This window comes from Streptomyces sp. NPDC048002 (assembly GCF_040653275.1).
In the GTDB taxonomy this organism is placed as follows: Bacteria; Actinomycetota; Actinomycetes; order Streptomycetales; family Streptomycetaceae; genus Streptomyces.
Genome location: NZ_JBEZNL010000014.1, coordinates 61,707 through 86,918 on the forward strand (window position 1 = coordinate 61,707; position 25,212 = coordinate 86,918).

Here is a 25,212-nt window from a genome sequence, read left to right on the forward strand (position 1 = left end):
CGGAGAACAGTCATGGCCCAAGCCGCAGCCGTGGCGAAACCGCCCGCGCCACCGAGGCGGCGCCGTGCCTCCGCGACCCCGCGCAGGTTGCCGTACCTGCTGATTTCCCCGGCCGCCCTGCTCATGCTGGGCTTCATCGCCTACCCGGTCATCAGCGTCTTCTACTACAGCCTTCAGGACTACAACCCCACGAAGCCCTGGCGGAACGGGTTCGCCGGCTTCGACAACTTCGTCCACGCCTTCACCGAGGACCCGCTGTTCTGGGACACCCTCGTCTTCAGCGCCAAGTGGGTCTTCGTCGAGGTCGGCCTCCAGCTGATGTTCGGCCTCGCGCTGGCGCTGATCGTGAACCAGACCTTCGTCGGCCGGGGGCTCGGCCGCGCGATGGTCTTCTCGCCCTGGGCCGTCTCCGGCGTGCTGACCTCCGCGATCTGGGTGCTCCTCTACAACTCCCAGACGGGCATCACCCGTTACCTCGCGGACATGGGCATCGGGTCCTACGGCACCAGCTGGCTCTCGGACACCTCCACCGTCTTCTCCGCCGCGATCGTCGCGGACCTGTGGAGAGGTGTCCCCTTCTTCGCCATCCTGATCCTCGCCGACCTCCAGTCCGTCTCCAGGGATCTGTACGAGGCCGCCGAGGTCGACGGGGCCGGCCGCTTCCAGCAGTTCTGGCACATCACCCTGCCCCATCTGAAGGACGCCATCATCCTGTCCACGCTGCTGCGCGCGGTCTGGGAGTTCAACAACGTCGACCTGCTCTACACCCTCACCGGCGGCGGACCCGCGGGCGAGACGACGACCCTCCCGCTGTACATCGCCAACACCAGCGTCGACGCCCACAACTTCGGTTACGCGTCCGCCCTGACCACCGTCGCGTTCGTGATCCTGCTCTTCTGCTCGATGGTCTATCTGCGGCTGAGCAAGTTCGGAGGTGAGAGCAAGTGAGCATCAAGGAAGCCACCCCCGTCGTGCCCGCCGCCCGGAGGACCCCTCCCGAGCCGCCCCGGCAGAAGAAGGCCCACCGCGCCTGGGACGAGGTCCCGCGCTGGCAGATCTACCTCCCGCTCGGCATCTACCTCCTCTTCACCCTGATCCCCTTCTACTGGATCCTGCTCTTCGCGCTCCGCCCGGCCGGCTCCACCTCGCTGGTGCCCTGGCCGATGACCTTCGACCACTTCGAGAAGGTCTGGAACGAGCGGAGCTTCGGCACCTACTTCCAGAACAGCGTCTGGGTCGGCGTCGCCACCCTGGTGATGACGACACTCGTCGCGCTGGCCGGCGGCTACGCCCTCGCCCGCTTCGACTTCAAGATCAAGCAGGCGTTCATGCTGGCCCTGCTCTGCTCCCAGTTCGTACCGGGCGCGCTGCTGCTGGTGCCGCTGTTCGAGATCTTCGCCGAACTCCAGATGATCAACTCGCTGGGCAGTGTCATCCTCGCCGAGACCGTCTTCCAGCTCCCCCTGTCGATCATCCTGATCAGCAACTTCATCAAGAACGTGCCGTACTCCCTGGAGGAGGCCGCCTGGGTCGACGGCTGCGGCCGGCTGAGGGCCTTCCGGGTCGTCGTCCTGCCGCTGCTGCGGCCCGGTCTGATCGCGGTCGGCTCCTTCGCCTTCGTGCACTCCTGGAACCACTTCCTGTTCGCCCTGATGTTCCTCAACAACCAGGACAAGCAGACCATCCCGGTCGGCCTGAACACCCTGATGAGCGCGGACAGCGTCGACCTCGGCGCCCTCGCCGCGGGCGGCATCATCGCCGCCGTGCCCGTGGTGATCGTGTTCGCCTTCATCCAGAAGTGGCTGATCACCGGCTTCAGCGCGGGGGCGGTGAAGGGGTGACCTCGTCCCTCGGCACGCAGGTGCCGATCGTCCTTGCGGGCGCCCGCGGCCACGGCCGCTGGCACCTGGAGAACATCCGACGGCTCCAGGAGCTGGGCACGGTCCGGCTCGCCGGGATCTGCGAACTGACGCCGCTGACCGCCGAGGAGATCCCCGACGGGCTCGGCACCCCCGAGCAGTCCTCCGACCTCGGCGCCCTCCTGGACTCCACCGGCGCCCGGATCGCGGTGATCTGCACCCCGATCCCGACCCACACCGACCTGGCCCTGACGGCCGCGGCGCGGGGTGTGCACCTGCTCCTGGAGAAGCCGCCCGCCCCCTCCTACACGGAGTTCCGGCGGATGGCCGACGGGGTCGCCGGGGCGGGCGTCGCCTGCCAGATCGGCTTCCAGTCGCTCGGCTCGCACGCACTCCCCGCGATCCGGCGGATGATCGCGGAGGGCACCATCGGCGACCTCGTCGGCATCGGCGGCGCCGGCGCCTGGTCGCGGCCCGAGTCCTACTTCCGGCGCGCCCCCTGGGCCGGCCGGCGGCGGCTGAACGGCGTCGACGTGATCGACGGGGCGCTCACCAACCCGCTCGCGCACGCCGTGGCCACCGCGCTCGCGCTCGGCGGCGCGACCCGCGCCGAGGACGTCACGGAGGTCGAGACCGAGCTGCTGCGCGCCAACGACATCGAGTCCGACGACACCTCGTGCGTCCGCGTCACCTCCGCCCGGGGACTCCCGGTCACCGTGGCCGCCACCCTGTGCGCCGAGCACCCGGACGACCCGTACGTGGTGGCGCACGGCAGCAGCGGCCGGATCACCTTCTGGTACAAGCAGGACCGGGTGCTGCTCCAGCGCGCGGGCCATGGCCCGCAGGAGTTCGAGTACGGCCGCACCGACCTGCTGGAGAACCTCGTCCGGCACCTCGCCGACGGCACCGCCCTGCTGGTCACGCCCGACCTGACCGGTGGCTTCATGAAGGTCGTCGAGGCGGTACGGCTGGCCCCCGACCCCGCTCCGCTGCCCGCGGAGTCCTGGCACCGGCCGCCCGGCGAGCAGCGCCGGGTGGTGCCCGGGGTGGACGGTCTGGTCGCCGCCTCCGCCGACACCCTCGCCCTCTACTCCGAACTCGGCGCCCCCTGGGCGCTGCCCCGCGGACTCCGTACGGAGGCGAGGACATGACGACCACCCACGACAGCCCGGTCCTGCGCGTCGCGGGCCGCCCGGTCGGCCGGTACGTCACCCGGCCCGAACTGCCCGAGCGGCTCTCCCCGCGCCCCTACCTGCACCCCGTCACCACGCTGGCCGGCACCGCCGTCACCGAGCTGAGCCCGGCCGACCACGCACACCACCTCGGCGTCGGTGTCGCCGTTCCCGACGTCGAGGGGCACAACTTCTGGGGCGGACGGACCTACGTCCGCGACCGGGGGCCGACCGAACTCGCCAACCACGGCGCCCAGCGCCACACCGGCTTCCAGCTGCGCGACCCCGACGGCTTCGTCGAGGAACTGCGCTGGACGGCCGGCGGTACCGAACTGCTGCGGGAGCGCCGTACCGTCGCGGCGACCGGACTCACCGACACCGCCTGGGCGCTGGACCTCACCTTCTCGCTCACCAACGTCACCGCGGGCGGGCTGACCATCGGCAGCCCCGCCACCAACGGACGCCCCGGCGCGGCCTACGGCGGGTTCTTCTGGCGGGCCCGCAAGGAGCGGGACGCCCCGGACGTCCTCACCCCCGACGGTGACGGCGAGGAGCGGGCGCACGGCAGCCGGGCCGACTGGGTCGCCCTGGCCGGCGCCACCTGGACGCTGGTCTTCGCGGGCGCCACCGACCGCACCCGCGAGGACCCGTGGTTCGTGCGCACCGCCGAGTACCCGGGCGTCGGCTCCTCCCTCGCCCACGACCGGCGGCTGCCGGTGCCGCCCGGCGAGACCGTGGTCCGGCGGATCGTCACCGTGGTCGCCGACGGGCGGCTCGACCGGGACGCGGCGGCCCAGCTGGTGCGCAAGGCGGTGACCTCGTGAACGCCGGGAACACCTCGCAGCCTGTGAACACCGGGAACACCCGGAACGCAGGGAGCACCTACGTCAACCCCGTCCTCGACGCCGACTGGTCCGACCCCGACGTGCTGTGCGTCGGCGACGACTTCTACCTCACCGCTTCCAGCTTCGGCCGGGTGCCGGGCCTGCCGCTGCTGCACTCCCGGGACCTGGTCAACTGGACCCTCGTCGGCCACGCCCTCGAACGCCTGGAACCGGACGCCGAGTTCCGCACGCCTCGGCACGACTGCGGGGTGTGGGCGCCCTCCCTGCGCCACCACGCCGACCGGTTCTGGATCTTCTGGGGCGACCCGGACCAGGGGATCTTCCAGGTCAACGCCCCGGGTATCCGGGGCCCCTGGACCCGGCCGCACCTGGTCAAGGCCGGGAAGGGGCTGATCGACGCCTGCCCCCTGTGGGACGAGGAGACCGGCGAGGCGTACCTGGTGCACGCCTGGGCGAAGTCGCGCTCCGGCGTCAAGAACCGGCTCACCGGCCACCGGATGAGCCCGGACGGCACCGAACTCCTCGACGAGGGCAAGGTGATCGTCGACGGCGACCGGATCCCGGGCTGGTTCACCCTGGAGGGCCCCAAGCTCTATCTGCACGACGGCCGGTTCTGGATCCTCGCCCCCGCCGGGGGAGTGGAGACCGGCTGGCAGGGCGCCTTCCGCTCGCGGGGCTTCTTCGGCCCGTACGAGGAACGGATCGTGCTGGAGCAGAAGGACACCGACGTCAACGGCCCCCACCAGGGCGGCTGGGTGCGCACGGGGGCCGGGGAGGACTGGTTCCTGCACTTCCAGCAGCGCGGCGCCCACGGCCGGGTGGTGCACCTCCAGCCGATGCGCTGGGGCACCGACGGCTGGCCGGTGATCGGCGCGGACGGCGCGCCCGTCGCCACGCACCGCAGGCCCGCGCTGCCGCCGCAGCCGCCAGCCGCGCCCGCCGCCGACGACCGTTTCCCCGGCGGCCGGCACGGCCGGCAGTGGCAGTGGACGGCCAACCCGCGCGAGGGCTGGACCACCCAGCACTCCGCCGACGGACTCCGGTTGGCCTGCGTCCGCTCGGCCGACGCGCACGACCTGCGCCGAGTGCCGAACGTGCTCACCCAGCGGCTGCCCGGGAAGCCGGCCACCGTCGAGGTCGGGCTGCGCCTGGACAGCGAGGAGCCGGGCGCGCGGGCCGGACTCGCGGTGCTCGGGGACGCGTTCTGCTGGATCGGTCTGGAGCGGGCCGCCGACGGCACCGTCCAGGTCGTGCACCGGTTCGCCGAGGCCGTGGCCGAACGCGAACGGGACGCGGCACACCCCCGTCCCGCGCCCGAGGGACGGGTCCGGCTGAGGATCGGGATCGGTCCCGGCGCCCGCTGCCGCTTCCAGTACGACACCGGGGACGGCTGGACCCCGTCCGGGCCCGTCTTCGCCGCCACCCCCTGGCGCTGGGTCGGTGCCCTGCTCGGTCTGTTCGCCCTCGCACCGGACGGCCAGGGGCACGCGGGCTCCGCCGACCTCACGCACTTCCAGGTCCTTCCCGCGTAACCCGCCCGCTCCACCCGCCTGTTGGGAGACGCAATGACGCACCCCCGGGGCAAGCGCTTACCGGACGCAGGCGGAGTGGCGCGCGAACCGCACGACCATCACTGACCCCCCACAACTTCACATATCGCTGGATCCAGAAGAAGAGAGCCGACCAATGAAGATCAGCATCCGTAGAAGCAGGCGTGCCGCCCTGGCCGTCGCCCTGGGTTCCGTCCTCGCCCTGACCGCCACCGCCTGCGGTGACGACGGCAGCGGCGGCGGGGACAAGGGGGCCGAGGGGTCCGGCAAGGGCAAGATCGTCTTCTGGGACAACAACGGCGGTGTGCGCACCGACATCTGGAAGGAGATCATCGCCGACTTCGAGAAGGCGAACCCGGACATCGACGTCGAGTACGTCGGCATCGCCTCCACCGAGTACCAGTCCAAGGTCGACACGGCCATCCAGGGCGGCGGCCTGCCGGACGTCGGCGGGGTGGGCGCGGCGATGCTCGCCGGGTTCTCCGCGCAGAACGCGCTGGAGCCGCTCGACGAGCGCCTGGCCGGGTCCTCCCTCAACGGCAAGCTCAACGCGGACATGGTCGCCTCGCTCAAGGCGGCCGGCGGCGGCGAGGACGCGCTGTACTCGATCCCCACCTCCGCCAACAACGGTGTCCTGTACTACCGGACCGACCTGTTCGACAAGGCCGGCCTGGAGGAGCCGTCCACCTGGGACGCGTTCTACACGGCGGCGGAGAAGCTCACCGCGGCGAAGAAGAACGAGTTCGGCTACACCATCCGCGGCGGCGCCGGTTCCATCGCGCAGGCGCTGGACGCCATGTACGGGCAGAGCGGGATCACCGAGTTCTGGGACGGCGACAAGACCACCGTCAACGACCCGAAGAACGTGGCGGCGCTGGAGAAGTACGCGGCGCTGTTCAAGAGGGTCACCCCGGCCGCCGACCTCAACAACGACTTCACCAAGATGGTCGCGCAGTGGGACTCCGGCACCATCGGGATGCTCAACCACAACCTGGGCTCCTACCAGGACCATGTGAAGGCGTTCGGCGCGGACAAGTTCCGCGGCATCCCGCAGCCGGTCGGCGACAGCGGCAAGCGGGTCCAGGTCTCCAACCCGGTCGACGGGCTCGGCGTGTTCCAGAGCTCCAAGAACAAGGACGCGGCCTGGAAGTTCATCGAGTACGCGGTGTCGCACGAGGCGAACTCCAAGTTCAACGAGTCGGCGGGCCAGGTCCCGGCCAACAACGACGCGGCGAAGGACGCCTGGGTGTCCGCGGCCGAGCCGACCAAGCTGGCCGCCGAGGCGCTGACCGACGGCTCCACCACCATCGTGCAGCTGCCGTACTACCTGCCGGACTGGAACACCATCTCCAAGGCCGAGAACGAGCCGAACTTCCAGAAGGTGCTCCTCGGCGACCTGGAGGCCAAGGACTTCCTGGACACGCTGGCCGAGCAGCTGAACGAGGCGCAGGCCGAGTGGAACGAGCAGAACGCCTGAGCGACGGGGGTGCTCGTCCGCGGGGGGACCGCAGGTCCGTGCTGACGGACCGCGCGGCTCCCCGCGCCCCTCGGGAGTCCTTCCTTCCCCTCGGACGAAAGGCCCAGCATGACGCTCTCCCGCAGACAGGTCGCCGGTGCCGCCGTCGCCGCCGCCCTGCCGCTCACCTTCGGCACCGCCCACGCCGGTGAACACCGGCGCCCCCGGACCCTGTTCATCGCCGGGGACTCCACCGCCGCCCAGAAGTACGCGGACGCCGCCCCCGAGACCGGCTGGGGAATGGCCCTGCCGTTCTTCCTCCGCAAGGGGCTCGCCGTCTCCAACCACGCGGTGAACGGCCGCAGTTCCAAGAGTTTCGTCGACGAGGGCCGGCTCGACGCCCTGCTCGCGGACGTCCGGCCCGGTGACTTCCTGCTCGTCCAGTTCGCGCACAACGACGAGAAGACCACCGACCCCACCCGGTACACCGAGCCCTGGACCACGTACCTCGACCACTTGCGGTTGTACATCGACGGCGCCCGCCGTCGCGGGGCCCGGCCGGTGCTCGCCACCGCGGTCGAGCGCCGCCGGTTCGACGCCGACGGCAACGCCCTGCCCAGCCACGGCGACTATCCGGCAGCGATGCGTTCGCTCGCCGAGCAGGACCGGGTCCCGCTCCTGGACGTGCAGGCGCTGTCGCTGGCGCTGTGGCAGTCGCTGGGCGTCGAGGAGACGAAGAAGTACTTCAACTGGACCGCGACCGAGCAGGACAACACGCACTTCAACCCGCCCGGCGCCATCGCGGTGGCCCGGCTCGTGGCACGTGAGCTGCTGCGGACCCGGGTACTGCGCCCGCAGGACCTCAGGCGGCTGGACGAGGAGATCCCGGAGTCCTGGATCACCTGGCCCCCAGCCGCGGCCTGACCGAAACCACCTGACACGCAAGAGAAGAGAGCCGCACCATGAACACACAGAAGTGGCATGGGCATGCCACAGGTAGAACGTTCGCGCTGGCCGGCTGCGCCGCCCTCGTCCTCGGGGTCACCGGTGCCGGTGTCGCCCAGGCAGGGAACTCCCGGGACCTCGGCCGGCAGGTCCTCGGCGCCGGGGACGGCTGGGCCTCCCAGGGCACCGGCACCACCGGCGGATCCGCCGCGGCCGCCGCGAACGTCTACACCGTGACCACCTGGGCGGAGTTCAAGGCCGCCCTCGCCGACAGCCCCGGCGCGCCCCGGATCATCAAGGTCAAGGGCATGGTCGACGCCGTCTCCGAGGGCTGCGACGCGCTCGCCGCCGAGGGCTACGACTTCCAGCAGTACCTCGCCGACTACGACCCCGCGGTCTGGGGCAACGACACCGTCGTCAGCGGCGAACAGGAGGACCTGCGGGCCGCGTCCGCCGCCAACCAGGACCAGATGATCAAGGCGAACGTGCCCGCGAACACCACCATCGTGGGCGTCGGCCGCGACTCCGGCATCCGCGGCGGCAGCCTCCAGATCAAGGCCGTCGACAACGTCATCGTCCGCAACCTCACCATCGAGGCCCCGGTCGACTGCTTCCCGCAGTGGGACCCGACCGACGACAGCAAGACGGGTGCCTGGAACTCCGAGTACGACGGCGTCGTCGTCTACGGCTCCACCCACGTCTGGGTCGACCACAACACGCTCACCGACGGCCGCTACCCGGACAGTTCCCTGCCCGAGTACTTCGGCAAGGTCTACCAGCAGCACGACGGCCTGCTGGACGTCGTCCGGGGCGCCGACTACGTCACCGTGTCCTGGAACTCCTTCGAGGACCACGACAAGACCATGCTGATCGGCAACAGCGACAGCGCGGGCTCCACCGACTCCGGCAAGCTCAAGGTCACCCTGCACCACAACCGCTTCGAGGGCATCGTGGAGCGGGCGCCGCGCGTCCGGTTCGGCCAGGTCGACTCGTACAACAACCACTTCGTGGTCACCGCCGGGCAGAAGTTCGGGTACGTCTTCGGCATCGGCGCCTCCTCCCAGCTCTACGCCACCGACAACGCCTTCTCGCTGGGTTCCGGGGTGAGCACCGGCAAGGTGCTGAAGAAGTGGAGCGAGGCGCCCCTGACCGCGGCGAACAACTACGTCAACGGCAGGCTCACGGACCTGATCGCCGTGCACAACGCGGAGATCCCCGCCGAGACCCTCCAGTCCGGCGCCGGCTGGACGCCCACCCTGCGCACCAAGGTCGACCACCCCCGCGCCGTCCCCGGCATCGTCGACCGGGGCGCCGGCGCCGGCCGCGGCTGCTGAACCACCCCTGGGGGCCGGGGTGTTCACCCCGGCCCCGCCCGCACACCGCCCCCCTTGGAGCACCCGCATGCCCTCTCCCCACTTCCAGCTGCCCCTGTCCAGAAGGGGATTCCTGATGGCGAGCGCCGGCGCCGGCGTCGCCCTCGGTCTCTCCTCCGTCCCCGCGCAGGCCGGCGGGGCCCGTCCGTTCGGCCGCTACGGATCACCGGCCGCCCGTCTCGACGCGACCACCCTCTACGTGGACGCCCGGGGCCGCGGCGACCACACCACCGTCCAGGCGGCCGTGAACGCCGTCACCGCGGCCGGCTGGACCCTGGTCATCGCTCCCGGCACCTACCGGGAGACCGTCTCCGTCGACGCCACCCGCACCGACCTGACCTGGCTCGGCGCCGGCGACGACCCGCGTGACGTCGTCATCGTCTTCGACAACGCCGCCGGCACCCCCAAGCCCGACGGCTCCGGCACCTACGGCACCACCGGCTCGGCCACCACCACCGTGCGCGCCGACGGCTTCACGGCCCGCCGGATCACCTTCGCCAACGACTGGCTGCGCGCCGACCACCCGGGGATCACCGGCACCCAGGCCGTCGCCCTCAAGGTCATGGGCGACCGCTCCGCCTTCCACGACTGCCGCTTCCTCGGCCACCAGGACACCCTGTACGCCGACACCACCTCGCTGACCGTCCTCGCCCGGCAGTACTTCGCCGACTGCTACATCGAGGGCGACGTGGACTTCGTGTTCGGACGGGCCACGGCCGTCTTCGAGCACTGCCACTTCCGCACCCTCACCCGCACCGACCTGGCCGCCGCCCCCTACGGCTTCGTCTTCGCGCCCTCGACGGCTGCCGCCAACCCCTACGGCTACCTGGTCACCGACGGCCGGGTGACCAGCCAGGCCCCGGACGCGTACTACAAACTGGCCCGCCCCTGGGTGCCCAGCTCCGACACCACGGCCCGGCCGATGCTCACCGTCCGGGAGACCTGGCTCGGTCCGGGCATCGACGCGGTGTCGCCGTACGCCAACATGTCCGCCTCCTACCCCTGGCAGAACCAGCGGTTCGCCGAGTACCGCAACAGCGGCCCCGGCGCCGAGATCACCGTCGCCGAGAACCGGCCCCAACTCACCCGCGCCCAGGCCGCGTCCGCGACCCGCGCCGCGTACCTCGGGGACTGGCGGCCCTGGCGGGAGGAGTGCTGACATGCGCCGACGCACCCTGCTGGCGGGACTGACCGCCGGGCTCGCGGCGGCGGGCGCCCCACCCGCGCTCGCCGGCGGCCACCGTGTCCTGCACGTCCGCCCCGGTGACTCCGTGCAGGCCGCCGTGGACGCGGTCACCGGACCCGGCCGGACGATCGTGGTGCACCCGGGGACTTATCGAGAAGTCGTCAAAGTCCCCGCCGAGGCGGCCGGGTTGACCCTGCGCGGCGCCACCCGCGATCCCCGCGACACGGTCATCGTCTTCGACCGCGCCAACGGCACCCCGAAACCCGACGGTTCGGGCACCTACGGCACGGCCGGCTCCGCCACCTTCACCTCCGAGGCCCCCGGACTGACCGTCCGCGACCTCACCCTCGCCAACGACTGGCTGCGCGCCGACCACCCGGAGATCACCGGCACCCAGGCCGTCGCCGCCTGCACCTACGGCGACCGCACCCACTTCGACAACGTCCGGCTCCTCGCCCACCAGGACACCCTCTTCGTCGAGACCACCGCCCTGGACGCCTTCGACCGGCAGTACTTCCACCGCTGCTACATCGAGGGCGACGTCGACTTCGTCTTCGGCCGCGCCACCGCCGTCTTCGACCACTGCCACTTCCACACCCTGCAACGGCAGGTGGACTTCGTCCCCAAGGGCATGGTCTTCGCGCCGTCCACGGCCCGCGCCAACCCCCACGGCATCCTCGCGGTCCGCTCCCGCGTCACCTCCGGCGCCGAGGACGGGGCGTACAAACTGGCCAGGCCCTGGGTGCCCTCGTACGAGACGACCGCGTGGCCCTCCCTGGTCGTGCGGGACACCTGGATCGGCCCCGGCATCGACCCCGTGACCCCCTACACCAACATGCGGGAGGCGTACCCCTGGCAGACCATGCGGTTCGCGGAGTACGCCAACACCGGCCCCGGCGCCGCGGTCACGGTCCCGGAGAACCGGCCGCAGCTCTCCGCCGAGCAGGCCGGCTCGCACACCGCACGCGCCTACCTGGGCGACTGGCGGCCCCATGGGCACCCCTGAGGCGCCGTACCCGGCCCCGTACCCGGCGCTGTACTCGGCGCTGGCCGAGGAGCTGACCTTCCCCCTGGCCTGGGGAACCTCCCCGGTCCGTGACTTCGGGCGGTGGCGGGCGACCGCCCGCGCCAAGGTCGAGGAGTGCCTGCTCGTGCCGGACCAGGACGGGACGCCGTATGCGCCCGAGTACGCCGAGCCGTCCCCGGCCGACGGCTACACCCGGCAGCTCGTGACGCTCTCCCTGACCCGGTACGAACGCGTCCGGGGCGCCCTGCTCACCCCGGACGGCCCCGGCCCCTTCCCCGCCGTCCTGCTCCTGCACGACCACGGGGCCCGCTTCGACATCGGCAAGGAGAAGTGCGTCCGGCCCTGGTACGACGGCACCCGGCTCGCCTCCGCCCAGGACTGGGCCGACCGGCACTTCAGCGGCCGCTTCCCCGGTGACGAACTGGCCCGGCGTGGCCATGTCGTGCTGTGCCTGGACGCCCCGGGCTGGGGCGACCGGGGCCCGATCACCTACGACCGACAGCAGGCGCTCGCCGCCGGCTTCTACCAGCTCGGCTCCTCGCTCGCCGGACTCATGGCCCGGGAGGACGTCCGGGCCGCCCGGTTCCTGGCGGGACTGCGCCGGGTGCGCCGGGTCGCCGCCGTCGGCTTCTCGATGGGCGCCCACCGCGCCTGGCAGACCGCCGCGCTCACCGACGACGTCGCCGCCTGCGCCGCCGTCGGCTGGATGACCGGGCTGAGGGCCATGATGACGCCCGGCCACAACGCCCTGCGCGGGCAGTCGGCGTACTACCTGTTCCACCCCGGGCTCGCCCGGCATCTCGACTTCCCCGACGTGGCGAGCATCGCCGCCCCCAGGCCGATGCTGCTGCTCAACGGTGCGCTGGACCCCCTGTTCCCCGCCGACGGAGTACGGGTGGCCCACGACAAGCTGCGCGCCGTCTGGCGTTCGCGCCACGCCGAGGAGCGGCTCCGCGTGCTGACCTGGCCCGACCTCGGCCATGTCTTCACCGACCGTATGCAGGACGAGGTCTTCCGCTGGCTCGACTCCGTCCTGTGACCCCTCCCCTCCCCACCGACCGGACGAAAGGACCCGCACTCCATGTCTCGTCGAACCGCCCTGTCCCTCGGCGCCGCACTCGCGGTCGGCGCCTCGCTCGCCGTCCTGCCCACCCAGGCCCAGGCCGCGACCGTCGTCGTCGACACCACCGCCGAACTGACCAGCGCCCTCTCCTCGGCCACCGCCGGCACCGTCATCCAGGTGCGCGGCGGCACCTACTACCCGACGGCCACGCTCCAGTCGACCGCCAACGGCACCTCCGCGAGCCCGGTCACGCTCACCGCGTACGGCTCCGAGACCGTGAAGATCGACGGGTCGTCCCTGCCCGACGGCGACTGGATCTTCAAGCTCACCGCCGACTACTGGAACGTCTCCAACCTCACCTTCCAGAACTCCCCGGACAGCGCCGTCGTCTGCCAGTCCTGCACCGGCACGGTGTGGAACAACGTGAAGACCATCAACGGCGGCGACTCCGGCTTCACCCTCACCGGCGACGGAACGGTCAACAACACCGTCCGCAACCTGGACAGTTACGGCCACTACGACGCCGCCAACCACGGCGAGAACGCCGACGGGATCGCCGTGAAGTACGGCTCCGGCTCCGGGAACCTGATCACCGGGGCGCGCCTGTTCAACAACTCCGACGACGGCCTGGACTTCTGGTCCTTCTCCTCCCCGGTCACCGTCGAGCACACCTGGGCCTTCGGCAACGGTGTCAACCGCTGGTCCGACTCCGCCTTCGCGGGCGACGGCAACGGCTACAAGCTGGGCGGCGACGGCGAGGTCGTCGCGCACGTCGTCAACAACTCCGCCGCCTGGGGCAACGCCGGGAACGGGTTCACCGAGAACTCCAACACCGGGGCGATCGTGATCAACCGCACCACGGCGTACGCCAACTCCAAGTGGGGCTACTACTTCGCGACCGGTTCCGCGAGGCTCGGCAAGAACCTCGCCGTCGGCAACGGCAGCGGCCTGGTCAGCAAGGGCTCCTCGGTCGTCTCGGCCGGCAACAACTGGGACTCCGGGATCTCCACCCCGTCCTTCGTCTCGACCAACGCCGCCACCACGTACAACGCCCGGAGTTCCAGCGGCACCCTGCCCGCGACCACGTTCCTGACCACGGGCTCCACCACCATCGGCGCGACGATGGACTGAGTCAGCGCCCCACCGGGCCGACCGACTCCAGGGTCGGCACCACCGGCACGATCGTGCCGTCCGCCGCGAACCGCAGGCGGTCGACCGTCGTCTCCCGGTGCGTGCCGTCCCCGCCCGGCCGGCCCGGCCCGTCCAGGGCGAAGCGGTGGTAGACGATGTACCAGTCGTCGGTGCCGGGCGCGTTGACCACCGCGTGGTGGCCGGTGCCGAGGATGCCGTACTCGGGCCGCTTGGACAGGATCGTGCCCCGCTCGGTCCACGGCCCGAGCGGGGACGGGCCGGTGGCGTACGCGACGTGGTAGTCCTCGCTGCGGGTGTCGTCCTCGGACCACATCAGGTAGTAGGTGCCGTGCCGTTCGATCACGAAGAACGCCTCACGGAAGTTCTCCGGGGTGATCTCGCGGACCAGCGCCGGGTCGAAGGACACCATGTCGGCGTGGAGCGGCACGACATAGCCGTGGGTGTTGCCCCAGTAGAAGTACGACGTGCCGTCCGCGTCGGTGAACACGGCCGGGTCGATCATCTGGCCCGGGTAGGCGTCCCTCGCCACCAGCGGTTCGCCCAGCGCGTCCGTGAACGGTCCGGCGGGGGAGTCGGCCACCGCCACGCCGATCTGCTGCTCGGCGCAGAAGTACAGGTAGTACCGGCCGTCGCGCTCGGCGATCGCCGGCGCCCAGGCGTGCCGGTCCGCCCAGGTCACGTCCCGGCCCAGGTCGAGCACCACCCCGTGACCGGTCCAGTGCACGAGGTCCGCGGAGGAGTACGCCGAGAACCGGGTCCCGCCCCAGCCGGGGAAGCCGTCGGTCGTCGGGTAGACCCAGTACGCGCCGTCCAGGTGACGGACATCGGGATCGGCGGTCAGTCCCGGCAGGACCGGGCTGCGGGTGGGCACCGCCTCGACCGTCCAGGTGCGGGCGGTGCCGTCCGCCGCCGTGACGGTGTACGTCCGCGGAGCGCGGAAGTCGCCCGGCGTGCCCGAGGCGGGGCTGACCGTGGCGCCCTCGCCGGTCCACAGGGCCGGGGCGAGGCGCTCCAGGTCCGTGTCCGGTTCCATCGGCAGGACGACCTCGGCCGTCGCCTCCGTCACGACGGCGTACCCCCGCTGTCCGGGCACCGTCGCGTCGACGATCGAGGCGGGGCCCGCGGGGCGGGCGGCGAGCAGCCGGTCGTACTCCTCCCGGGTCAGCGGCAGGACGCTGCCGTGCCGCGGGTTCGCCGGCAGCCGGTGGTCCGCGCACGGGGTCCACCGGCCGGAGTCCAGGTCGTCGGTCTCGAAGGGCAGGTGGCCCCGCCCGCCGTACTCGTCGATGAACAGGTACCACCGGTCCTCGGTGTTCGACCGGAACACCGTCGGCCCCTCGCCGCGCTCCATCGCGCCGGCACCGATCCGGTCGGCGACCAACTCCCAGGACGTGGACGTCAGTTCACCCGACTTCTCGCAGGTGATGAACTTCGAGCCGGGGGCGCCGGAGCCGGGCTCGCGCTCGTCCTTGGTGAAGCGGTAGTAGGTGCCCCGGTGCTCGACGACCGTGGAGTCGATGACGGAGTGACCCGGGTCGTGCCACACCACGGGCTCGGTGAAGGTACGGAAGTCCCGGGTCGTCGCGTACAGCATCCGGTTGTAGGACGCGCCGGTGTGCCCCGGGTCGTCCTCCGCGTACAGCCGGGACGCCCAGTGGACGACGTACGCGCCGAGCGCCGGGTCCCAGTGCGCCTTGGGGGCCCAGGCGTTGCCCGCGCGGTCGGGGGCGATCCGCACCAGGCGCCGGTCGGTCCAGTGGACGAGGTCGGTGGAGTCCCAGACCACGACGGACCGGCTGCCGTGCCGCTGCACCTCCTCCCAGCTCCCGCCCGGCTCCCCGTGCATGCGCAGGTCGCTGGCGATCAGGAAGAAGCGGTCCCCCTCGGGCGAGCGGACCAGGAACGGGTCGCGCAGGCCCCGGGTGCCGACGTCGGAGGTCAGCACCGGCCGGCCCGCGTCGAGTTCGCGCCAGTGCAGCGGGTCCTCGCCGCGGCTGAGGGCGAAGCGGATCCGCTCGCCGTCGGCGCTGTCCTCACCGGTGAAGTAGGCGAAGAGATAGCCGGCGTACTGGGGTTCGGTCACGGGTGGTGCTCCTGGCTGCTCGATGCCGGACGGTCGGCCCTCGGAGTGTCACCAGCGCGGAAACAGCACGTCAATCGGGATCGGCCGGATCCGGGCGAGCGAAAGTTTCGGTTGTTTTCGCGCCCGCGCGGCAACCTCCCGGCCCTCGGCGGCGACTGCCGGATGTTCCCCGTCCCCCAGGAAAGGAGCGTTCCGTGCGGCAGAGCACCGGACGCCATCGCAGGACCCGCACGCTCGCCGTCGCCGCCGCCGTGGCCGTCGCCGCGGGAGCGGGCGGTGTGTATCTCGGCCTGACGAACGGCGGCGCCGAGGCCGCCTCCGCGACGGTCACCGTCACCAGCACGGCCCAGCTGGAGTCGGCCGTGAAGAACGCGGTCGCCGGCACCGTCATCCAGGTCCGGGCCGGCACCTACACGCCCGCGGCGACCCTGAAGTCCACGGCGAACGGCACCACTTCGGCCCGCATCACGCTCAAGGCGTACAGCGGCGAGAAGGTCAAGATCGACGGCTCGAAGCTGCCCGACGGATCCTGGCTGGCCGGTATCTACGGCGACTACTGGACCGTTCAGGACCTCACCTTCCAGAACTCCCCGGCGCAGGGCTTCGTCGCCACCTCCTCGGTCGGCGGAGTCTTCAAGAACCTCGTCACCGCGAACAACGGCGACTCCGGGTTCACCCTGCGCGGCGACGGCACCACCGGCAACCTCGTGCAGAACCTGGACAGTCACGGCAACTACGACGCCGCCGGGCACGGGCAGAACGCCGACGGCATCGCGGTGAAGTTCGGCTCCGGGACGGGCAACCGGATCACCGGGGCCCGCCTGTACAACAACTCGGATGACGGGCTCGATCTCTGGCAGTTCTCCTCGCCGGTGACCATCGACCACTCCTGGGCCTTCGGCAACGGCAAGAACCGCTGGGGCGACACTGCCTTCGAGGGCAACGGCAACGGCTACAAGCTGGGCGGCGGGGGCGTCACCGTCGCGCACGTCGTCAACAACAACGCGGCCTGGGACAACACCCTGAACGGGTTCACCGAGAACTCCAACCCGGGCGCGATCGTGCTGAACCGCAACACCGCCTACTCCAACGCCGAGTCCGGCTTCTACTTCGCCACCGGCAAGGCGCGGCTCGCACGGAACCTGGCGGTGAGCAACAAGGGCGGTCTGTCGAAGCTGGGTTCGTCCACGGTCTCCGCCGCGAACAACTGGGACAGCGGGGTGACGACGCCATCCTTCAAGTCGGTGGACGCGACCACCGCCTACGGCGCGCGCGCCGCGGACGGCTCGCTGCCCGCGACCACCTTCCTGACCACCGGCTCCACCGCCATCGGCGCCACCATGGACTGATCCACGGGTCACGAGGAAAACGCCCCCGCCGGTCGTCACCGGCGGGGGCGCCTCTCTGCTGACCGAGGGGGGCTCAGGTCAGCAGGCTCTGGGATTACTCGTACGTGATGTCAGACGCACTGAAGAGGCACGACGTTCCGTCCGCGCCCACACCGAGCTGAGTCGGCTCGGCGCCGGTGTTGTTGCCCTTGAACCGGACGCACGTCTTGATCTTCTTGCCGCTGTCCCCGTGGATGCGGACCTTGCGCAGCGAGGCGGTGTCCCCGTAGTTGGAGTTGATGCCCACGATCGAGTTCATCGGCGCGGTGACGTCCACGTCGTTGATGATGACCGTGCGCTTGTACTGCGTGGAGCAGTTCCCGCAGGTGCGCACCAGCTTGCCGGAGTTGGCGACCTGGAACTTGCTCACGACCAGCTTGCCCGCGCCGTTGAACTGGAGGACCTTGTCCGAGCCGTTCTTCGCGCCGCCGCCGTAGACCGTGTACACGGACGAGGCGGACTTGCCCTTGAAGGTCGCCGCGTCCTCGCCGACGTCCAGCCACCACACGTTCTGGAGCGTGCAGGAGCCCAGGCAGTGCACTCCGTCGGCGGCCGGGGTCCCGATGATCACGTTCTTCAGGACCGCGCCGTCGGCGAGCTGGAAGACCGGGTCCTGGCCCTCGTCCTGGCTGTCGCCGCCGAGGGCGCCGCTGCCGTAGAACTTCTTGTAGCCGCCGTCGTAGGTGCCCGACACCTTGATGGTGCTGGACACGGCCTTGCTGCCGGTCGCGGTCGGCCAGCTGGAGGCGGCGCCGGCGGTGGACAGCATCGACGTGGTGACGATCGCCGCTCCGGTGATGCCGAGGGCCGAGGCGCCCGCGATCACCGCGCGCCGCTTGGTGACCCGGCGGCGGTGGCGGACGCGCTGTTCGGCTGGTGCAGTCATGCCCATTCCTTGCGTGGGGAGTTGTGGCTTGCGCTACCTGGTCGCCACGGAACGGGAAAGGGTTGCCGCCGTCCGGAGAATTTTTCTTCCGCGCCTCTTCCGCGGGTTCTACGAGTCGCCGTCGTCGCTGTCGCCGTCCTTGTGGCGGGCGAAGCCGCCCGCCACGGAGAGGTCGTCGCCGTCCGCGCGGGCCGTCGCGGAGTAGCCGTCGGCCGCCGCGTCCCGGCCGCCGCGCTCGTGGTCGTACTGCCCGGCGAACACCCACTCGCCCTCGGGGACCGTACGGTCCTCCTTGAGCACCCAGGTGTAGACGAGGAAGCCGTCGTGCTCCTCGACCGTCACCGTGAAGTCGTCCTCGGGCAGCGAGCGCCAGGCGCCGGTGGAGGTCACCCCGCCGGTCTGCGCGATCCTCAACTCGACCGTCAGCTGCTTGAGTTCTTCGTCGGTCTTCAGGGTCACATTGCTCTGCGCCCAGAACTCGTTGCTGTGCGGGTCGACCGAGCCGTCCGACCACAGCGGCCCGTCCTCCTCGCCGGCGGCGGGCGGCCGCACGGTCTGCGAGGGCCGCGCGGCCGACGGGGACTCACTCGCCTCCCGGGACGGCCCGGAGGCCTCCGGTGTCGGATCCGCCGGGGGAGCGGAGGGCCGGGGCGGGCGGCTCGTCGCGTCCGGCGAGGGCGCGGTGGGCGTCGGAGAGGTGGCCACCGTCCGCTGCGGGGTGTCCTCCTTCACGGCCGAGGCCACCGCGTACCCGCCGACCGCCAGCACGCTCGCCACCGCGGCGGTCGCGCCGGCCACCCGCGCCCAGGCGAACACCGAGGACCGGGTGGCCCGGTGGCCGGTGCGGGCCTCCTCGGCCCTACCCCGCTCGATCCGCGCCAGCATGCGCTCACGGTGGGGCTCGTGCGCCTCGGCCGCCTCGTGCAGCCGGGCGCGCAGCTCGTCGTGCACGTCCCGCCGCCTCGTCATCGGTCCCTCCCCGTGGCGTCACCGGTGGGCGCCATCGCCGCGTGCATCCTCAGCGGTGCCGCCTTCGGGCCGAGCAGTCGCTGCAGTTCCGCCATCCCCTTGGAGGTCTGGCTCTTCACCGTACCCACCGAGACGCCGAGGGCGAGCGCGGTGTCCTTCTCCGAGAGGTCGAAGGCGTGCCGCAGCACCACGCAGGCCCGCTTGCGGAACGGCAGTCTACGCAGCGCCTCCTGTACGTCCACCACGCCCGCTATGTCCGGGTTCTCGGTCTTCTCCTCGCGCTGCGACCAGAACAGGGTGATCCGGCGCCGCTCGCGGACCGCGCTGCGGATCCGGGTGCGGGCGAGGTTGGCGACCACGCCCCGGGCGTAGGCGACGGGGTGGTCGGCGGCACGGACCCGGTCCCAGCGGTTCCACAGGGCCAGCAGCGCGTCCGCGGCCAGGTCGTCGGCCGCGTCCGCCTCACCGGTCAACAGGTGCGCGAAGCGGGAGAGTTCCGCGTAGTGACGTTCGAAGAAGGCGTGGAACTCCACGGAGGCGGCGTCGTCGACGGCTGTGCCCACGGGCGACCTCTCCTGCCTGTGATTGGCATGTGAATGACATGTGAGGGTCCGGCGATCTTGGTGCCGAGGAGCGGAAGCGTAGCAGTGGGCGCGGTCAGGGTTCGTACGGGGCTTCGAACAACGTATGGCCCGCCGCACCTCAGCAGCCCTGATTCCGTAACACGGGGAAAACCTGAGACGAGTTCAACAAGGGAACAATCCAGCCAGCATCCGCACACTGATCCCCCAGGCACCAAGGAGCCGCAGGCATGTCCGAGACGCAAGAGAAGGTCGACCGGCCGGGCGGTCCGGCCCCGGCCGTGAACAGCGTGGACCGCTTCTTCAAGATCTCCGAACGCGGGTCCACCTACGGCCGTGAGATACGCGGCGGCTTCGCCACGTTCTTCACCATGGCCTACATCCTTGTCCTGAATCCCATCATCCTCGGCAGCGCCAAGGACAAGTTCGGCGAGACGCTCGACCCGGTCCAACTCACCACCGCCACCGCCCTGGTGGCCGCGGTCATGACCGTCATCATGGGCATCGGCGGCAACCTGCCGCTCGCGCTCGCCGCCGGTCTCGGCCTGAACGCCGTCGTCGCCTTCCAGATAGCCCCGCTGATGAGCTGGGACGACGCGATGGGTCTGGTGGTCCTGGAGGGCCTGCTGATCTGCGCCTTGGTCCTCACCGGGCTGCGCGAGGCCGTCATGCACGCGATCCCGCAGGCGCTGAAGCAGGCGATCAGTGTCGGCATCGGTCTGTTCATCGCCTTCATCGGCTTCGTCGACGCCGGCTTCGTCACCCGGATCCCGGACGCGGCCAACACCACCGTCCCGGTGCAGCTCGGGGGCACCGGAAGCCTCACCGGCTGGCCGATCCTGGTGTTCTGCCTCGGGGTGCTGCTGACGATCGGGCTGCTGGCCCGCAAGGTCAAGGGCGCGATCCTGATCAGCATCGTCGTGATGACCGTCGTCGCCCTCGTCATCAACTCGATCGCCGACGTGAAGTCCTGGGGCCTGACCACGCCCGAGTGGCCCGAGAAGCTGGTCGACACCCCCGACTTCGGACTGATCGGCCAGTTCAGCCTGTTCGGCGCGTTCGGCGAGACCACCTTCATCACGGTCGTGCTGCTCGTCTTCACCCTGGTGCTGTCCGACTTCTTCGACACCATGGGCACCGTCGTCGGCATCAGCGCCGAGGCGAAGCTGCTGGACGAGGAGGGCAAGGTCCCCAACCTCGGCCGGGTGCTGCTCATCGACGGCGCGGCGGCGGTCGCGGGCGGTGCCTCGTCCTCGTCCTCGGCCACCTCCTACATCGAGTCGGCGGCGGGCGTGGGCGAGGGCTCGCGCACCGGCTTCTCCAACCTGGTGACCGGCGGCCTGTTCGCCCTCGCCCTCTTCCTCACCCCGCTGCTCACCATCGTCCCGCTCCAGGCCGCGGCGCCCGCCCTGGTCGCGGTCGGGTTCCTGATGATGACCCAGGTCAAGCACATCGACTGGGACAAGTACGAGATCGCCATCCCGGCGTTCCTGACGATCGCCGTGATGCCGTTCACGTACTCCATCACCAACGGCATCGGCGCCGGCTTCGTCGCCTTCGTCCTCATCAAGACCGTGCTGGGCAAGGCCAAGGAGGTCCACTGGCTGCTCTGGGGGACCTCGGCGCTCTTCCTGGTCTACTTCGCCATCGACCCGATCGAGCAGCTCCTCGGCGTGTAGGGACCCTCAGCCGGCCAGGGCCGCCTGCATCATCGCCCTGGCCACCGGCGCCGCCAGCCCGTTGCCACTGACCTCGGAGCGGGCGGCGCCGGACTGCTCGACCATCACCGCGACCGCCACCTGCCGGTCCCCGGACTTCGCGTACGAGGTGAACCAGGCGTACGGCGTCTTGCTGTTGTTCTCGCCGTGCTGGGCCGTGCCGGTCTTACCGCCCACCGTCGCGCCGTCGATCCGGGCGTTGGTGCCGGTGCCCTCCGACACCACCGTCTCCATCGCGGACTGCAACTCCCCGGCCGTCGCGGAGCTGACGATCCGCTCGGTGTCCGGGTCGGAGTCGTAGTCCTGGAGGACCTCCCCGCCGCCGTCGGTCACCTGCGCGACCATGTGCGGCGAGACCAGCTTCCCGTCGTTGGCGATGGCCGCGGAGACCATGGCCATCTGCAGCGGCGTCGCCGTGACGTCGAACTGGCCGATGCCGGTCAGCGCCGTCTGCGCCCGGTCCATGTCGGAGGGGTACACGCTGGCGTAGGCCCGCACCGGCACGTCCTGCTCGGTGTCGTTGAAGCCGAACTTCTCGGCCATGCCCCGCACCTTGTCCTGTCCGAGGTCGACGGCCATCTTCGCGAACACGTTGTTGCACGAGTACTGGAGGGCCGTACGGATCGTGGCGTTCTCGCACGGAGCGGACCTGTTCTCGTTCTCCAGCACGGTCGTGGTGTCCGGCAGCGTGTACGGGTCCGGGCTGTCCGTCCGCTCGTCCACCGAGGAGTACAGCCCGTCCTCCAGCGCGGCCGCCGCCACGACCAGCTTGAACGTGGAGCCCGGCGGCAGCGGCTGGCGCAGCGCGCGGTTGGTCAGCGGCTTGTCGGAGTCCGCCTTCAGCTCCTTCCAGGCCGTCCCCGCGGTGTTGGCGTCGGTGAGCGCCGCGGGGTCGTACGACGGCGTCGAGACCACCGCGAGGATCCGGCCGGTCGCCGGGTCGATCGCGACGGCCGCGCCCTTGGTGTCGCCGAGCGCCTCGTAGGCGGCCTTCTGTACGTCCGGGTCGATCGTGGTGACCACGTTGCCCGGCTCCGTCCGCTCACCGGTGACGGTGTCCAGCGGGGACTTCAGCCGGTTGTCGGTGCCGTTGAGGACGTCCTGGTAGATCCCTTCCAGCTGGGTGGCCGAGTACGTCTGCGAGGCGTAGCCCGTCACCGCGGCGTACAGCTCGCCGTCGGTGTAGGTGCGCTTGTACGCGAGGTCTCCGTCCTCGGTCCGTGCCGAGCCGGTGATCGCTTCACCGGCCACGACGATGTTCCCGAGCGGTGCCGCGTACGTCTGTATCGCGTTCCGCCGGTTGTCCTTGTCGTCCGCGAGTGCCCGGCCCTCGTAGAACTGCACCCAGGTGGCCCTGACCAGCAGGGACAGCACCAGGAGCAGCGAGAAGACCGAGGCGCGCCTGATCGTCTTGTTCATCCCACCCGGCAGGACGAGCGGGCCGGGGCGAATCGTTCCTTCTCGTGACGTTTCTCATCGAGTGTTCATGAAGTGCCGCGCGTCCGCGCGGGCCCCGGCGTCAGAGCCGCCGGGTGGCCAGGGTCAGCCGGTCCCGGGCGTCGAACAGGGCGTCCTTGACCATCTGCTCGTGGGCCGGGGTCAGCCGGGCCACCGGCACCGAACAGCTGATCGCGTCCCGGGCCGGGGTCCGGTACGGGATCGCCACGCCGAAGCAGCGCAGACCGAGGGTGTTCTCCTCGCGGTCCACGGCGAAGCCCTGCTCCCGGACCTGCTGGAGTTCCTCGATGAGCCGCTCGCGGTCGGTGATGGTGTTCTCGGTGAGCGCCGGGAGCGTCTCCGGGAGCAGCTTGCGGACCATTTCGTCCGAGTAGGTGCTCAGCAGCGCCTTGCCCAGGGAGGTCGAGTGGGCGGGCAGCCGGCGGCCGACCCGGGTAAAGGGGCGCAGGTAGTGCTGGGACTGGCGGGTGGCCAGGTAGACGACGTTCGTGCCGTCCAGCCGCGCCAGGTGGATGGTCTCGGTGGTGTCGTCCGAGAGCCGGTCCAGCGTCGGCCGCGCCGCCGCGACCACCTCGTCGCCGTCGATGTAGGAGGTGCCGACCAGCAGCGCCCGCACCCCGATGCCGTACCGCGTGCCCGTCGCGTCGGTCTCCACCCAGCCCAGCTCGACCAGGGTGCGCAGCAGCATGTACAGGCTGGACTTGGGATAGCCGACGGCCTCCTGGACCGCCGCGAGGGAGTGCATACCGGGGCGTCCGGCGAAGTATTCGAGCAGTTCAACCGTCCGTACCGCGGACTTGACCTGCGCTCCGCCCCCCGTCTCGCCAGCCGACATCGCCCTTGACCCCTTCGTTCGGCGGGAAATAGTCTCCAACAGCATATTCACCATGAGAGACAGCGTTCAGTATATCGAACGACCTGGTGGATGACCCCGTACTGCGGCAATACATGTGTGGAGGGACCCGCGGTGGCAGCAGCACCAGTCTGGAGTGTCGACCCCCGTACCGGGAAGCAGCGCGAGCAGGTTGCGGTGGAGGCCACAGCCCAGGAGGTGGACACCGCCGTCCGCGCCGCGCACGAGGCGCGCGGCGCCCTGACCGACCGGTCCGTGCGCGCCGCCTTCCTGCGCACCGCGGCCGAGCGTCTGGAGGCCGCCAAGGACCAGCTGATCGAGGCCGCCGACGCCGAGACCGCGCTCGGACCGGTCCGGCTCACCGGCGAACTCGCCCGCACCTGCTACCAGCTGAGGGCCTTCGCCGGCATCGTCGACGAGGGCGCCTTCCTCGACGTCGTCATCAACCACCCCGACGGCACCGCCACCCCGCCCGTCCCCGACCTGCGCCGCTACAAGGTGCCGCTCGGCGTGGTCGCCGTCTACTCGGCCTCCAACTTCCCCTTCGCCTTCTCCGTCGCGGGCGGCGACACCGCGAGCGCGCTGGCCGCGGGCTGCCCCGTGGTCGTCAAGGCCCACCCCGACCACCCGGCCCTGTCCGAGCTGGTCGCCAAGGTGCTGCGCACGGCCGCCGCCGAGCACGGCGTCCCCGCGGGCGTCGTCGGCCTGGTCCACGGCTTCACCGCGGGCGTCGAGCTGATCGAGCACCCGCTGGTCTCCGCGGCCGGCTTCACCGGCTCCGTACGCGGCGGGCGCGCCCTCTTCGACGCGGCGGCGGCCCGCCCCGTGCCGATCCCCTTCCACGGCGAACTGGGCTCGCTGAACCCGGTGCTGGTCACCGAGGCCGCCGCGGCCGAGCGGGCGGAGGCCATCGGCGCCGGGCTCGCCGGGTCGATGACCCTCGGCGTCGGCCAGTTCTGCGTGAAGCCCGGACTGGTGCTCGCGCCGGCCGGTGACGCGGGCGACCGGCTGGTCAAGTCGCTGACGGACGCGGTGAGCGACGTCGACGCCGGGGTCCTGCTCGACCACCGGATGCGGGACAACTTCGTCGCCGGGGTCGCCGAGCGCGCCGAACTGCCCGAGGTCGAGTCCCCGGTGACGCCGGGGGCGGGCGGCGAGCACACGGTGAGCGCGGGCTTCCTGACGGTACCGGCGGCGAAGCTGGCCGAGGAGGGCGCGCACGACCTGCTGCTGGAGGAGTGCTTCGGGCCGGTCACGGTCGTCGTCCGCTACACCGACGAGGCCGAGGCCAAGGCGGTCCTCTCGCGGCTCCCGGGCAACCTGACCGCCACGGTCCAGCTCTCCACCGAGGAGGCCGCGGGCCAGGGCCGCGGACCCGAACTGCTCGCGGAACTGACCCCGCTGGCCGGCCGGGTGCTGGTCAACGGCTGGCCCACGGGTGTCGCGGTCGCCCCGGCCCAGCACCACGGCGGCCCCTACCCGGCGACCACGTCCACCTCGACCTCCGTCGGCGGCACGGCCATCGAGCGCTGGCTCAGGCCGGTGACGTACCAGGGCGCGCCCGAGGCGCTGCTGCCCGCGGAACTGAGGGACGACAATCCGCTGGGTCTGCCGCGCCGCTTCAACGGCCGTCTGGAACGCTAGGCGG

General features: G+C 71.1%; 21 protein-coding genes. 15 read left to right on the forward strand and 6 right to left on the reverse strand.

Annotated features, from left to right (window positions below; genetic code table 11):
- Window positions 1-12 precede the first annotated feature (12 nt).
- From AB0E07_RS19235 to AB0E07_RS19290, 12 genes are all read left to right on the forward strand, one after another.
- Entirely contained in the window at window positions 13-948 is a 936-nt protein-coding gene (locus AB0E07_RS19235) for a sugar ABC transporter permease (RefSeq protein ID WP_362253018.1), read from the forward strand.
- Between the two features lie 23 nt (window positions 949-971).
- Window positions 972-1,841 carry a carbohydrate ABC transporter permease gene (locus AB0E07_RS19240; RefSeq protein ID WP_362253324.1) on the forward strand — a complete coding sequence of 290 codons (870 nt, stop codon included), beginning with the start codon at window positions 972-974 and terminating at the stop codon, window positions 1,839-1,841.
- Complete coding sequence (locus AB0E07_RS19245) at window positions 1,838-3,010, forward strand: Gfo/Idh/MocA family oxidoreductase (protein WP_362253021.1); 1,173 nt, start codon at window positions 1,838-1,840, stop codon at window positions 3,008-3,010. Before AB0E07_RS19240 ends, AB0E07_RS19245 begins: the two co-directional genes overlap by 4 nt.
- Window positions 3,007-3,855, forward strand: a complete 849-nt coding sequence (locus AB0E07_RS19250; protein WP_362253024.1) for a PmoA family protein — start codon at window positions 3,007-3,009, stop codon at window positions 3,853-3,855. Before AB0E07_RS19245 ends, AB0E07_RS19250 begins: the two co-directional genes overlap by 4 nt.
- Window positions 3,852-5,408 carry a family 43 glycosylhydrolase gene (locus AB0E07_RS19255; RefSeq protein ID WP_362253027.1) on the forward strand — a complete coding sequence of 519 codons (1,557 nt, stop codon included), beginning with the start codon at window positions 3,852-3,854 and terminating at the stop codon, window positions 5,406-5,408. The genes AB0E07_RS19250 and AB0E07_RS19255 overlap by 4 nt, the downstream gene beginning before the upstream one ends.
- Window positions 5,409-5,562: 154 nt before the next feature.
- The gene (locus tag AB0E07_RS19260) at window positions 5,563-6,903 is read left to right on the forward strand and encodes a sugar ABC transporter substrate-binding protein (protein ID WP_362253030.1); all 1,341 of its coding nucleotides are present in this window, start codon (window positions 5,563-5,565) and stop codon (window positions 6,901-6,903) included.
- A 108-nt stretch (window positions 6,904-7,011) separates the two neighbouring features.
- A complete protein-coding gene (locus AB0E07_RS19265; RefSeq protein WP_362253033.1) occupies window positions 7,012-7,806 on the forward strand; it encodes a rhamnogalacturonan acetylesterase in 795 nt (264 codons plus the stop codon).
- A 38-nt stretch (window positions 7,807-7,844) separates the two neighbouring features.
- The gene (locus tag AB0E07_RS19270) at window positions 7,845-9,161 is read left to right on the forward strand and encodes a pectate lyase (RefSeq protein ID WP_362253035.1); all 1,317 of its coding nucleotides are present in this window, start codon (window positions 7,845-7,847) and stop codon (window positions 9,159-9,161) included.
- A 67-nt stretch (window positions 9,162-9,228) separates the two neighbouring features.
- Window positions 9,229-10,359, forward strand: a complete 1,131-nt coding sequence (locus AB0E07_RS19275; RefSeq protein ID WP_362253038.1) for a pectinesterase family protein — start codon at window positions 9,229-9,231, stop codon at window positions 10,357-10,359.
- Window position 10,360: 1 nt separating this feature from the next.
- On the forward strand, window positions 10,361-11,392 hold the full coding sequence (locus AB0E07_RS19280) for a pectinesterase family protein (RefSeq protein ID WP_362253040.1): 1,032 nt from the start codon (window positions 10,361-10,363) through the stop codon (window positions 11,390-11,392).
- On the forward strand, window positions 11,379-12,452 hold the full coding sequence (locus AB0E07_RS19285) for a hydrolase (RefSeq protein ID WP_362253043.1): 1,074 nt from the start codon (window positions 11,379-11,381) through the stop codon (window positions 12,450-12,452). The genes AB0E07_RS19280 and AB0E07_RS19285 overlap by 14 nt, the downstream gene beginning before the upstream one ends.
- Before the next feature lie 42 nt (window positions 12,453-12,494).
- A complete protein-coding gene (locus tag AB0E07_RS19290) occupies window positions 12,495-13,607 on the forward strand; it encodes a chondroitinase-B domain-containing protein (RefSeq protein ID WP_362253046.1) in 1,113 nt (370 codons plus the stop codon).
- A 1-nt stretch (window position 13,608) separates the two neighbouring features.
- Here the strand turns inward: AB0E07_RS19290 and AB0E07_RS19295 are convergent, their stop codons facing one another.
- Window positions 13,609-15,711: a family 43 glycosylhydrolase gene (locus AB0E07_RS19295; RefSeq protein ID WP_362253049.1), complete on the reverse strand. Its 2,103-nt coding sequence runs from the start codon at window positions 15,709-15,711 to the stop codon at window positions 13,609-13,611.
- A gap of 194 nt (window positions 15,712-15,905) precedes the next feature.
- Here AB0E07_RS19295 and AB0E07_RS19300 point away from each other — a divergent pair, with 194 nt between their 5' ends.
- Entirely contained in the window at window positions 15,906-17,060 is a 1,155-nt protein-coding gene (locus tag AB0E07_RS19300; RefSeq protein ID WP_362253052.1) for a right-handed parallel beta-helix repeat-containing protein, read from the forward strand.
- A 94-nt stretch (window positions 17,061-17,154) separates the two neighbouring features.
- Here AB0E07_RS19300 and AB0E07_RS19305 read toward each other — a convergent pair whose 3' ends face one another.
- The 3 genes from AB0E07_RS19305 to AB0E07_RS19315 form a co-directional block, all read right to left on the reverse strand.
- Window positions 17,155-17,985: a pectate lyase gene (locus tag AB0E07_RS19305; protein WP_362253055.1), complete on the reverse strand. Its 831-nt coding sequence runs from the start codon at window positions 17,983-17,985 to the stop codon at window positions 17,155-17,157.
- Between the two features lie 108 nt (window positions 17,986-18,093).
- Entirely contained in the window at window positions 18,094-18,954 is an 861-nt protein-coding gene (locus AB0E07_RS19310; protein ID WP_362253057.1) for a hypothetical protein, read from the reverse strand.
- A complete protein-coding gene (locus AB0E07_RS19315) occupies window positions 18,951-19,517 on the reverse strand; it encodes a SigE family RNA polymerase sigma factor (protein WP_362253060.1) in 567 nt (188 codons plus the stop codon). Before AB0E07_RS19315 ends, AB0E07_RS19310 begins: the two co-directional genes overlap by 4 nt.
- A 248-nt stretch (window positions 19,518-19,765) precedes the next feature.
- Here AB0E07_RS19315 and AB0E07_RS19320 point away from each other — a divergent pair, with 248 nt between their 5' ends.
- Window positions 19,766-21,214 (forward strand): NCS2 family permease, encoded by a 1,449-nt coding sequence (locus tag AB0E07_RS19320; RefSeq protein WP_362253063.1) that lies wholly within the window; start codon window positions 19,766-19,768, stop codon window positions 21,212-21,214.
- A gap of 6 nt (window positions 21,215-21,220) precedes the next feature.
- Here AB0E07_RS19320 and AB0E07_RS19325 read toward each other — a convergent pair whose 3' ends face one another.
- Entirely contained in the window at window positions 21,221-22,672 is a 1,452-nt protein-coding gene (locus AB0E07_RS19325; protein WP_362253066.1) for a penicillin-binding transpeptidase domain-containing protein, read from the reverse strand.
- 100 nt (window positions 22,673-22,772) lie between these two features.
- Entirely contained in the window at window positions 22,773-23,546 is a 774-nt protein-coding gene (locus AB0E07_RS19330) for an IclR family transcriptional regulator (protein WP_362253069.1), read from the reverse strand.
- Window positions 23,547-23,678: 132 nt separating this feature from the next.
- On the opposite strand from AB0E07_RS19330, the gene AB0E07_RS19335 reads away from it, so the two are divergent.
- A complete protein-coding gene (locus AB0E07_RS19335; protein ID WP_362253072.1) occupies window positions 23,679-25,208 on the forward strand; it encodes an aldehyde dehydrogenase (NADP(+)) in 1,530 nt (509 codons plus the stop codon).
- The last annotated feature ends 4 nt before the right edge of the window (window positions 25,209-25,212 follow it).

Coding starts and splice junctions, on each gene's coding strand:
- AB0E07_RS19235 (WP_362253018.1), top strand. CDS start 13: ATGGCCCAAGCCGCAGCCGTGGCGAAACCGCCCGCGCCACCGAGGCGG.
- AB0E07_RS19250 (WP_362253024.1), top strand. CDS start 3,007: ATGACGACCACCCACGACAGCCCGGTCCTGCGCGTCGCGGGCCGCCCG.
- AB0E07_RS19260 (WP_362253030.1), top strand. CDS start 5,563: ATGAAGATCAGCATCCGTAGAAGCAGGCGTGCCGCCCTGGCCGTCGCC.
- AB0E07_RS19265 (WP_362253033.1), top strand. CDS start 7,012: ATGACGCTCTCCCGCAGACAGGTCGCCGGTGCCGCCGTCGCCGCCGCC.
- AB0E07_RS19270 (WP_362253035.1), top strand. CDS start 7,845: ATGAACACACAGAAGTGGCATGGGCATGCCACAGGTAGAACGTTCGCG.
- AB0E07_RS19275 (WP_362253038.1), top strand. CDS start 9,229: ATGCCCTCTCCCCACTTCCAGCTGCCCCTGTCCAGAAGGGGATTCCTG.
- AB0E07_RS19280 (WP_362253040.1), top strand. CDS start 10,361: ATGCGCCGACGCACCCTGCTGGCGGGACTGACCGCCGGGCTCGCGGCG.
- AB0E07_RS19285 (WP_362253043.1), top strand. CDS start 11,379: ATGGGCACCCCTGAGGCGCCGTACCCGGCCCCGTACCCGGCGCTGTAC.
- AB0E07_RS19290 (WP_362253046.1), top strand. CDS start 12,495: ATGTCTCGTCGAACCGCCCTGTCCCTCGGCGCCGCACTCGCGGTCGGC.
- AB0E07_RS19305 (WP_362253055.1), bottom strand. CDS start 17,985: ATGACTGCACCAGCCGAACAGCGCGTCCGCCACCGCCGCCGGGTCACC.
- AB0E07_RS19310 (WP_362253057.1), bottom strand. CDS start 18,954: ATGACGAGGCGGCGGGACGTGCACGACGAGCTGCGCGCCCGGCTGCAC.
- AB0E07_RS19320 (WP_362253063.1), top strand. CDS start 19,766: ATGTCCGAGACGCAAGAGAAGGTCGACCGGCCGGGCGGTCCGGCCCCG.
- AB0E07_RS19325 (WP_362253066.1), bottom strand. CDS start 22,672: ATGAACAAGACGATCAGGCGCGCCTCGGTCTTCTCGCTGCTCCTGGTG.
- AB0E07_RS19330 (WP_362253069.1), bottom strand. CDS start 23,546: ATGTCGGCTGGCGAGACGGGGGGCGGAGCGCAGGTCAAGTCCGCGGTA.